This is a genomic window from Micromonospora sp. NPDC000316, assembly GCF_042898885.1.
Taxonomy (GTDB): domain Bacteria; phylum Actinomycetota; class Actinomycetes; order Mycobacteriales; family Micromonosporaceae; genus Micromonospora.
In genome coordinates this window covers 17913-28112 of record NZ_JBIAZG010000028.1, presented here as the reverse complement: position 1 = coordinate 28112, position 10200 = coordinate 17913, and the positions used below count along the sequence as shown (strand labels likewise).

6 protein-coding genes and 1 pseudogene are annotated in these 10200 nt (G+C 66.0%); 3 read left to right on the top strand and 4 right to left on the bottom strand.

The window, feature by feature from the left end; translation table 11 throughout:
• Positions 1–78 precede the first annotated feature (78 nt).
• Positions 79–669, top strand: a pseudogene (locus ACFY2Q_RS28770) (transposase family protein); the annotation flags it as partial.
• 135 nt (positions 670–804) lie between these two features.
• On the opposite strand, the gene ACFY2Q_RS28765 reads toward ACFY2Q_RS28770, so the two are convergent.
• Positions 805–1704, bottom strand: a complete 900-nt coding sequence (locus ACFY2Q_RS28765; RefSeq protein WP_387135674.1) for an alpha/beta hydrolase — start codon at positions 1702–1704, stop codon at positions 805–807.
• Between ACFY2Q_RS28765 and ACFY2Q_RS28760 the strand changes: the two genes are divergently transcribed.
• Positions 1670–2236: a MarR family winged helix-turn-helix transcriptional regulator gene (locus ACFY2Q_RS28760; RefSeq protein WP_387135672.1), complete on the top strand. Its 567-nt coding sequence runs from the start codon at positions 1670–1672 to the stop codon at positions 2234–2236. The two genes, ACFY2Q_RS28765 and ACFY2Q_RS28760, sit on opposite strands and share 35 nt — an antisense overlap.
• Before the next feature lie 284 nt (positions 2237–2520).
• Here the strand turns inward: ACFY2Q_RS28760 and ACFY2Q_RS28755 are convergent, their stop codons facing one another.
• The gene (locus ACFY2Q_RS28755) at positions 2521–5250 is read right to left on the bottom strand and encodes a S8 family serine peptidase (RefSeq protein ID WP_387135670.1); all 2730 of its coding nucleotides are present in this window, start codon (positions 5248–5250) and stop codon (positions 2521–2523) included.
• Between the two features lie 943 nt (positions 5251–6193).
• Here ACFY2Q_RS28755 and ACFY2Q_RS28750 point away from each other — a divergent pair.
• The gene (locus ACFY2Q_RS28750) at positions 6194–6448 is read left to right on the top strand and encodes a hypothetical protein (protein ID WP_387135668.1); all 255 of its coding nucleotides are present in this window, start codon (positions 6194–6196) and stop codon (positions 6446–6448) included.
• Here the strand turns inward: ACFY2Q_RS28750 and ACFY2Q_RS28745 are convergent.
• Together ACFY2Q_RS28745 and ACFY2Q_RS28740 are read right to left on the bottom strand one after the other, a co-directional pair.
• Positions 6445–8889: a S8 family serine peptidase gene (locus ACFY2Q_RS28745; RefSeq protein WP_387135666.1), complete on the bottom strand. Its 2445-nt coding sequence runs from the start codon at positions 8887–8889 to the stop codon at positions 6445–6447. The genes ACFY2Q_RS28750 and ACFY2Q_RS28745 overlap by 4 nt on opposite strands.
• 793 nt (positions 8890–9682) lie before the next feature.
• Positions 9683–10147, bottom strand: coding sequence for a DDE-type integrase/transposase/recombinase (locus tag ACFY2Q_RS28740; RefSeq protein WP_387135678.1), 465 nt, complete (start codon positions 10145–10147; stop codon positions 9683–9685).
• Between the last annotated feature and the right edge of the window lie 53 nt (positions 10148–10200).

Sequence of the window (10200 nt, the reverse complement as noted above, 5' to 3'; positions counted from 1 at the left end):
CGCCGGCATCAAGCCCGAGCCCGACGATCGCACTACACACACCGCCTCAGCCTCGAACTCCAGCCATGATCCCGAACGGCGGCTGCCGTACTAGCCACGGCCATGACCAGGATCCGGCTGCTCGCCTACGCAATCCTCGACGGCACCCTGATCCCGATCGACCGGGCCGCTAACCAGAAGCCGTACTACTCCGGAAAGCACAAGCGGCACGGAGTCAACGTGCAGGTCATCGCCGACGCGGCCGGGCGTCTCGTCTGGGCCTCGGCCGCGCTGCCCGGCTCGACGCACGACCTGACCGCCGCCCGCACCCACGGCATCATCGACACCCTGACCAACGCCGACGTGATGACCTTCGCGGACAAGGGCTATCAAGGTGCCCCCGGCAGCGTGCGTACCCCGTTCAAGCGGCACCGCTTCCGGCCGAAGCTGTCACGCCGGCAGAAGACGGTCAACCGCGCCCACACGAAGATCCGCGCCCGCGGCGAACGCGCCATCGCCACACTCAAGACCTGGAAAATCCTGACAAAGCTGCGCTGCTGCCCACGCCGAGCCACCGCGATCGTGCAAGCCATCCTCGTCCTGCACCACGTCGAAGCCGACCGCCACGCAGGACCTCCTCGGGGAATCCGAAGTGGTCGGGGCGCTGCGCCCTTGGCTGGTCGTCCTTGACGACGTCACCGACCAGGCGGAGTTGGCGGGTTGGTGGCCGCCGCACCGCCCGGCCGGGTGGACTTTGGTTACGACCTGGCTGCAGGACGATGCCACTTTGCTCAGTGAGCGCACTCGTCCGGCGCGATCGTGCGCTCAGCGGCTTTGTAGTCGCTGCGTGATGAAGAGGGCGGCGCGGTCCAGGGCGTGGTCGGCTTCGTCGAGCTGGCCGATGAAGGACTGGAAGACGTGCGGGACGCCCGCGGTGATGTCGAGGATGACGTCGACCTCGGCGTCGCGGGCGCGTTTCGCCAGCCGGATCGAGTCGTCGAGTAGCAGTTCGTTTGTGCCGACCTGCAGCAGGATCGGCGGGAACCCGGTCAGGTCGGCGAGTACGGCGGGCGCGGTGAGCTCCTGGTTCGGGTCCTGGCCACCGAGGTAGAACCCCGCCGTGTGGGCCATGCCCTGCCGGGTGAAGAACGGGTCGATGCCCTCTTTGGTGTGCATCGACTCACCCGTGCGGGTGTGGTCCAGGCCGGGTGAGAATGCGATCAGCGCGCCCGGCAGGGGCAGTCCGGCGTTTCGGGCGGCGAGGGTGGTGGTCACCGTGAGGCCACCACCGGCGGAATCGCCCGCGAACGCGATCGACTCGGCGGCGATGCCGCTGTCGAGCAGGGACCGATAGGCCGCGAGGCAGTCTTCGATCGCGGCCGGGAACGGGTTCTCCGGGGCCAGCCGGTAGTCGAGGGAGAAGGCTGGCACTGCTGTTCGGTTGACCAGACTCGCGGTCAGACCCATCGCGGTCTGCGGAGATCCGAGCGCGAACGAGCCGCCGTGAAAGTACAGGATGGTGCCCGGGCGGGTCTCGCCCTCCGGTTCGACAAGCACCGCCGGGCGGCCACCCAGGGTCAGGTTCGAGGTCCGCACCTGAGGAACCGGGAACATCGCCATGAGCGCGGCGAAATTTTCCCGCATCGTCTCGACCGGCTCCGGCGCGAAGTCCTTCGGCCCGTTACCCAGCATGGCGCTGATTGCCGCGCGCTGTTCCCTGCTCATATTCGACGCCTCCACAGGCGATAAAGTAGATGCCGTGGAAGCTAATATACCTGCCGTGGCATCTTTTTCCGGTGCCGAGCCCGTCACACTCGCTCAGGTCTTCAGTGATCTGGTCCGCTGTGAGACGCGGCTCTACAACGCCTTGAACGAGACGTTGCGTCGGAAACACGGCATCGTGGCTTCGCAGTTCGAGTTTCTTCGCTACCTACGTGACCATCCTGGTTCGCGGGTGGCCGATCTCGCCGAGTTTTTCGCGATCGGGGTCGGAGCGGCAAGTAAGGGCGTGGGCCGGCTCGAGGCCCGGGCCTGGATTCGGCGGGTGCCGAATCCCGCCGATGGCCGGTCACTGCTCCTGGAGTTGACCCCGCAGGGCGCGGAACTCGTCGGTGACGCCGAAGGCACCTTCCAGGAACACCTGGCCACGCATATTGGCCGGTCTATCGCCCCGGCCCGGGTGGCGGAACTCGGTCAAACGCTGCAACGGCTGCGCGCCACCCTGGAGTACGGCGGTGTCGGCACACCTGTCGGCTGAAGACCACGGCAGCGCGTCCCACGCCCAGACGTCTCTGTGGTCCGGTCGCTGCCACGCCGTGGAGGTTCCGGTTGCGGACCTCGAGCCGGGCGATGGCCTTGGTGATGGTGCGAGGCACTTCGAGGACCCGCACGGGTTCGGACGCCGGGGTGGGTAAGACCTGCGAAGACCTCGTCGGGGCTGGTCTTGTGTGGAAACTCGATCAAACTCCCGACGAGGTCTTCACGTCGACGTCAACATCAATTCGGGTGGGGTACGGACGAACCCCTGGCCAGGTGCTTAGTTCACGCTCCCGTGCAGGTGACGGTGGCGCCGTTGCCATTTCCGGTGCCCTGGAATCCGAAACTGGTGGTCTGGCCTGCGGCCAGCCGTCCGTTGTAGCTCTGGTTCGCGACGGTGATGGTCCCGCTGGTGCCGCTGGTGACACCGTTCCAGAGCGAGGTGACCGAGGCGCCGCCCGGCAGGTTGAGGGTGACCCGCCATCCGACGAGCGGTGTGGCTCCTGCCGTGACGTTGACGTTGCCGACGAACCCACCGTTCCACTGGTCCTGCACGGAGTAGACGGCGGTGCAGGCGGGGCTCCCGCCGGGAGGCGGGGTGGTGGGCGGTGGCGTGGTGGGGGGAGGCGTCGTCGGAGGAGGCGTCGTCGGAGGAGGCGTGGTCGGCGGCGGCGTGGTCGGCGGCGGCGTGGTCGGAGGCGGCGTGGTGGGGGGAGGCGTCGTGGGGGGAGGCGTGGTCGGAGGCGGCGTGGTGGGGGGTGGTGTGGTGCCGCCGTCGAGGGTCAGCTTCCAGCCTTCGAACACGCCTTCATAGTCGGCGACGTTCTCGACCCGCAGTTTCCACGTGCCGGCTGCGGGCTTGCTCGACAGATCGATGATGAAGGTCTCGCGGACGTTAGCCCGGTACGACCCGACGTAGGCATCCTTGAGCAGGATTGCCTGCCCGTCGGGCGCGATGAGGGAGACTCGGAGTTCTCGGCCGTACTGGTGACGGATGTTGGGCTCGATGTAGCTCTTGGTCGACGGCGCCAAGCCGCACTCGGCCACGCTGATTGGCGATTCGACAGTGCCGGCGGCCGGTATCCGTAGGTTGGTGGTGGTGCGGCCACCGCATGCCGGTGCCGGCAGGTCAGCGCCCGCGAGGTTGATCCGCCACGAGTCGAGGAACCCGGTGCCCGAGTGCAGGAGGTCGTTGAGCCATAGCGTCCAGGTGCCGTTCGCGGTCTCGGACGACAGGTCGTGGGTGAAGGTGTAGTCGATGTCGTCGCTGTCGCCGCCGGTGCGGTCCAGCAGGTAATACCAGGTGCCGTCGGGTGCGAGCAGCCGTATGTCGAGGTCCCCGATACCGGAATGGTCGATGTGCAGCTCGATGGTGCTGTTGCGAGCGGCAGCGCCGGGGCAGTCGGTGATTGTGATGGGGACCAGGGCGCTCGTGCTCTGGGTGATCGTCGTGTCGGTGCCGTTCGAGCCGACGCAGCCGGCCGGGTCGTTAACGCGTAGCTGGAATGCCGTCGCGCGGGTCGCACCGGTCCCTGTGCCAATCACTGTGATGGTGTAGTCGCCGGCCATGGTTGTCGATGCTGTGTTGATGGTGAGGGTGGTGCTGCCGTTGGAGGAGACGCTCGCGGGCTGGAATGTGGCGGTGGCGCCGTCGGGTAGGCCGCGGGCCACAAGGGAGACCGGTTGGGCCGTGCCGTTCGTGACGGTTGCGGTGATGGTGGTGGAGATGGTGTTGCCGACGGTGACGGTGCCGCTGGCGGGGGTAGCGGTAAGTGCGAAGTCGTTGGCCGGCGTGGTGGCGTTGATGTGGAGCAGCCGGTTCGGCGAACCGACACCCGGATTGGTCACCACGCCGGGGGTGGTGTTGGCCAGGAGTGCCTGGGTCACCTGTGCCGGGGTGTAGGTGGGGTGCTCGGCCAGGATCAACGCCGCCGCCCCGGTTACGTGCGGGGTGGCCATCGAGGTTCCGGAGGCGGTGCGGGTTGCGGTGTTGCTGCCGATGTAGGCCGAGGTGATGTCGACGCCCGGCGCGAACAGGTCCACGCACGTACCGATGTTGGAGAAGGATGCGCGGACGTCGGTGGCGTCGGTGGCGGCGACGGTGATCGCCTCCGGGACGGAGGCCGGGGTGTAGGAACACGCGTCGGCACCACTCTCGTTGCCCGCGGCCACCACGTAGGTGACGCCGTCTGCGATCGACCGCCGCACGGCTTCGACCATGGGCGCGTACGGCGGGCCGCCGAGGCTCATGTTCGCCACGGCCAACTGCCCGGGGTCATGATCACCGGTCACCCAGTCGACCCCGGCAAGAACATTCGCGGTGGTGCCGCGGCCGTCGCAGTTGAAGACGCGTACGGCCACCAGTTGCACGTTCTTGGCTACCCCGTAGGTGGTGCCGCCGACCGTGCCGGCGACGTGGGTGCCGTGCCCCTGACAGTCGGTGGCGTCGGCGTCGTTGTCGATGAAGTCCCAGCCGGACACCGCCCGCCCGCCGAACTCGGTGTGGCTCAGGTTGATCCCGGAGTCGATGACATACGCCCGCACGCCCGGTGACACGCGAGGATAGGTGAACGAGTTGTCCGACGGCAACGCGCGCTGGTCGATCCGGTCCAAGCCCCAGGACGGTGTCGGGCTCTGGACGTCTGCCACGGACACCGTGTGGTTCTGCGTCACGGAGGCGACGGCCGGATGTGCGGCGAGGCGGCGGGCGCCGCGCTCGGACAGTCGGGCCTCGAAGCCGCGCAGGGCGTGCCGGTAGACGGGGCCGACGCCGCCGCCCTGCTGTGCGGTGAGGTCACTGGCGGTGGTGTCCACGGCGGTGGCTTTGACGGCGGAGTCCCGCAACACGACGATGTAGGAGCCGGCCACGGCGGTCGGGCCGCCCGCGGCGAGGATGTCACCTTCGGCCGGGGCGGCCATCGTGGGCACGGTGCTCGCGGCAAGAGCCAGCACGGTTGCTGCGGCCACGATGCCGGACCGGAGCAGGGCGGGCCTGCGTGGTCCCCTCGGTGTCATGTTTACCTCCCTGTCGAAGGCGACGTGCCGGGTCATCCGACCCTGTCGGGTACGTCATCCGACAGGGCGGGCGGATCTCCGGGCAGCCGTACCGCCAACATCATGAACGCACGACCACTCTCGATGCCAGAGATGATCGTCGAATTTTTGCTTCAGCAACAAAAATTCTCGTGCGTCGCGAAGCCGAGGCGGCCCGCCTGAATCGAAGGGCAGGCCGACCGCAGTGGGCAGATGCGCAGAAAGTGATCGTGAGGTATATGTACCAACCTGGCTGATTAGGGTTCGCGAAGCTTGTCGCTGACGACACTCCCGCGCCGGCGGGGCAGCATCTTGGCGGGACCGTTGCCAGCGCGGCCCCGCCTCGGCCAGTAATCCAACAGGACTGGGTTTCTACCCGAGTCGATCAACCACGTCGGGTTGGCTGGTCGCGGGGGAACCAACTGCGGACCTCGGGGCGGCTCGCCAGGAAGAGCAACGCGACCACCACGAGCGCCTTCGCATCGTCGACCGCTCGCACCCACCAGGGAACGGCTGACACAGGGTCAGGCCGGTGCCGAGCAGCACGATCACCGAAATGCAGATCACCTGCCGGTACGCCTTACCCTGCCCGATTGCAGGCCGCCGATCACCACCAGGTAAGCGAAGGCGACCAGCGCTACGGGCAGCACGCGTGACCACACCGAGGAGCGCAGTTCCTCTCGAGCGGTAGTCAGGTCGGTGCCGACGCGGCCCGAGACGGAGACGGCTGCGCGGTTATCAGCAGCGCTTGAGGGCTTGGCGATGGACCACTTCGACGAGGTTCGTGGCAAGGGCGTCGGCCTTGACCTTCACTTGCCAGCCGGGTGCGGCAGAAGCCGGCTCCCACTATGCGACGCAGGGGGTGTGGACACCGGTCCGAACTGCCTCGATGAAGCCATCAGGTGGCAGGTCTCGGTGCTCCTACGTGGTGGCCGATCAGCGCCGGTGCGGCGAAGTTCGTCCCGTCCACTCCGGTGAGTCAGATCTCGCCGTTCCCGTGCGCGACATCGGGAGCTTTGTAGAGCCGAATGTCGGCCCGAATCACGCGCTGGGGCTCGACGGCTGCCTGGCAGAACTGGCAGTAGTGGTACCCACGCATGAGCCGTACTGGTTGGGCGAAGGCCCGGCCAGCCAGGCTCAGGCGAACCTGATCCTGGCCGACCGGGCCGAGTGTGGCTAGCCGCGGCCGGGGCCGGCCTTGGGCAGCGTGCGCTCGGCGGTCAGCGTCACGTTGCCGTTCTTGTAGGACACCCTGAACATGTGGTGGCCCACGTTCAGGACCCGCCGTTCCGGCAGGGAATGGAATTTGCCCTTGATCGAGTCCCCGCTCATGATCGTCAGCACCGTGCCCGGCTTGAGGGGTGCGCGAACGTCCAAGGTGAGTTTGCCGTCCAGCACCAGGTCACCCGCAGCCCGCACGCTCGTGTAGTCGTGCTCGCCAAAGATGGTGATGGCGAGGCTGCCCGCTCGCCTGACGGTCACGTCGCCGCCGACGTTCAGGACGTTGCCCGGCGTGATTTCGGTGAGAGTGATGGACACCGCGGACGCCGCTTCCTCGGACGACAGGCCGGGCCGCAGCACGCCGCGGTCGACGTCGATGCTGCCTGCCACGAAACCGTTGCCGCCGAGCGTGCCGCCCTTGACGTCGATCGAGCTTGCGTGCGAGCCGTTGATCGAAAGCTTGCCGCCTTCAACCGTCGTGCCGCCCTCGAAGGTATCGTCGCCCGTCAAGATCAGGGTTCCGGCGCCCTGCTTGGTCAGAGAAGCCGTGTAGAGCTTCTTTTTGATGTTGTTCTGAATGTAGGCGGCGCGCTGGTCCATCCATTCCTTGCGCCACTTGACGGCGTCCTTGTGGGTGATCTTGTCGTACAACTCGGGACGGCCGTTGGTAATAGCTTGGACGTAGGGATCAGCCAAAATGCCCTGAAGCATGAAGGCCTGCTCGCTGAGCGTGCCGTCCGGGCTCAGTACGTTGGGGCTGAACTCACCGGCGTAGGCAACTCCGTGCTTCTTGTAGCCCGCCAGCCACTCCAGATCCTCCCTTTCCCTTTCCTTGATCGCGATCTGGCTGATGTCGTTCGACCAGACGTCCAGGGGCGCCTTGTTCATGTTGTAGACCATGGGGCTCAGGAACTGGCCGGGGCCGTACATGCCCTTGGCCAGGTCGGGGATACCCCAGCCCCAGCGCTCGTCCGGCAGACCGTCGGGAGCGGTCCAGGCGATGGATGCTCCGGAGGCGGAGGTTTGCCCGGTGCCGAGGAATCTCACACCGTCGGACATCTTGTTGTTCGCCGTGGTGAACATCAGCTCACGGACCTGCTTGGCGTTCATGTTCGGGTAGCGGGAGAGCAGAACCCCCATCACCGCTGTCGCAACGGGCGTCGCCGGAGACGTGCCGCTCGAGTTCGAATAGTTGGTGTCACCACCGCTGTTCGTGGTCCGAACACTGTTTGAAGGGGTGGACACGGTCCACCACTTGGCGAGCCCCGCCTCGTTGTATCCGGACTGCTTCGTGTATTCGGGATTGGTCGCGGTGGGCGGTTGCACCCCGCCGACACATACCCACTGCCCCTCCGCCGAGGGGTTGAAGACGGGATACGCCGGGCGGAAGTACGGGTTGCTCCAGTCGTTGTTGCCGGCCGACCTTACGTTGACGGTACCGCTGTCCTTGATAGCGTCCCAGATGGCATCCATGAAGGACCGCCCGGGGTACTTAGGGTTGTATTGAATGCCGCCCTTCGAGTAGCTCTTCTTGAAGAGGAAGTACTGGTACTCCAGGTCCTTCAGGTACTCGCTGGGAACAATGGTCGCCATTGCCGTGGCGCTGGCGCTGTCCTTGCCACGCACCTGGTAGGCGTTGGCGAGGTTGCCACCGACACCAAGGTCGTTTCCTAGGGCGTCAAAGCGGGTCCTGTCAAGAGTCTGGACATAAGAGCCCCAGCTGCTGTTGATGACCCGGGCACCTGCGTCGACGAGGGCCCTATTGGCGGTATGCCAGTACACGTAATCGTGGAAGGGGCCGTGGGACTGGGTGTCGGAGCCGCCGGTCATGGCGACATACATCTTCGACCCGAAGGCGATGCCGTGCTGCTCTTTACCGTCGCGGATGCCGGAGGTGACCCCGAGCATGCCGGTCCCGTGCGACCAGTCACTTGTTCTCGGCTGATCACCGGCCACAGTGAACGGCGCGCCCGCGGTAAACGGATTCCCCGGGGTTGCTGAGTTTCGGTACCCGAAGCCGGACGTGCCGTAGACACCCTCAGCCTTTACCGCAACGATCAGCCCGGTCTGAAATCCTTCGTGCGTAGGCCTGTAGCCCGAATCCATCATGCCCAGCGCGACGCCCTGCCCGCGGTACCCCAGGGCATAGGCGGTGGACGCGTTTACCGCGACGAGCTGCCATGGGGAATCGATCGCTGTGCCAGGGTTGGAAGGATTATGGCCGGTGTAGTAACCATATTCCGGCGTCTCCCAACTGGCTTTAGCGGCATTTAGCTCCCCTGGCCTCTTGGCGACGAAACCGGGGTCTCCCGGGTACGCCGGTCCGCCGCTCGGTTGGCCGGGGGGCGGTTTCGGGCCGCCCTTGGGCGATGCCGAGGCGAAATCGGCCGGAAACAACACGATGGTTCCTCCGGCAGCAAGGACACCTCCCACCCGACGCAGAAACTGCCGCCGACTTGCGGAATTTATGCTCACTCCGATTCCCTTCAATGGGTCGATATCTCTAATGGACCGGGGTGGCCTGTTCGTCCCAGCGCCGCGGCCTACTCAGGCTGGTCGACACAAGTAATGCGCCGCTCTGACGCTTCTACCAGGCTGCGGATGTCGACGACTTTGTTCCGGCATCCGACTGCGGTGCGAGCCGCAGCATTAATGTCGGGTGCCAACCGCTATTGGGGCCGGTGCCGAGGGTTGCTTCGACGCCGGCAACGCTCAATGCCAGTAGCGACGCAGACAGCGTAGGCGGGTAATTGGCAACGGCCATTGCTAACCGACGCGGTGCGTGCACCTTCGCGGCGGTAGCCGCGATCAGAAGGAGCCGCTGCCACGTCAGAACGGCGAACTGGAACGCTCCCACGAGTGGGCCTCCCTATATGGTCACCAAATTAGACTGCGACAGAAGTCCCTCGTCAAGGGGGCAAAACCGGTCCACCAGCAGCGGTTTGAGTGGCGTCTATATCGACTTAGTTAACTGTTATGCAATGGGCCACAGGTTGTGTCCACAGAACTGATGTACGACTTGCCCGTGATGGGCTTGTTGCGTAGATAAGAGACGGCCACCGCGCGGTACTTCAGACGGCAAAGTCCGAGTAAAGGAGTGTGATGCGGGATGACCACATCTGAGAGTGGGAACCCCCTGCTGACCTGCTGCGCGAGCAGATCGCGGGCGCCGACGGATCTGTTGCTGCGATGATCAGGACGTTCGCGCGGGCGGTGATGGTCCGCCGAGGCCGACGCGGTCTGCGGCGGGGGTTGTAGGCAGCGCAGCGACGAGCGGGTCGACTCCCGTAACAGTTACTGGCAGAGGGAGTGGGACATCTGACCGCAACGATCGACCTTCAGATTCCGAAACTGCGCCAAGGCTCGGCCGAGTTCCGGTGAGTCGTCGAACCCGGCCGGGGAACTTCCTCGATCGCGACCGCGTGGGAGGTCTGGACGACGGCGTGCCCCGTGACGATCGTCTGGACGGGAGCGGTTGCAACGTAGCCCGCGCATCGGTGGGTGCGGCGTCGGTGACGACTTGACTGGGCTTGACCTTCGGCGTGGTCAGCGCTCCGTGGAAGAATCGCCGGGCTGTGGCGGCGTGCCGCCGCGTCGAGGCGAGGACGTCGTTGATCTGGCCGTGCTGGTCGACGGCTCGGTAGACGTACCGCCAGATGCCCTTGGCCCTTCACGTAGGTCTCGTCGCTGCACCCGCCGGTAGGCCGTGAC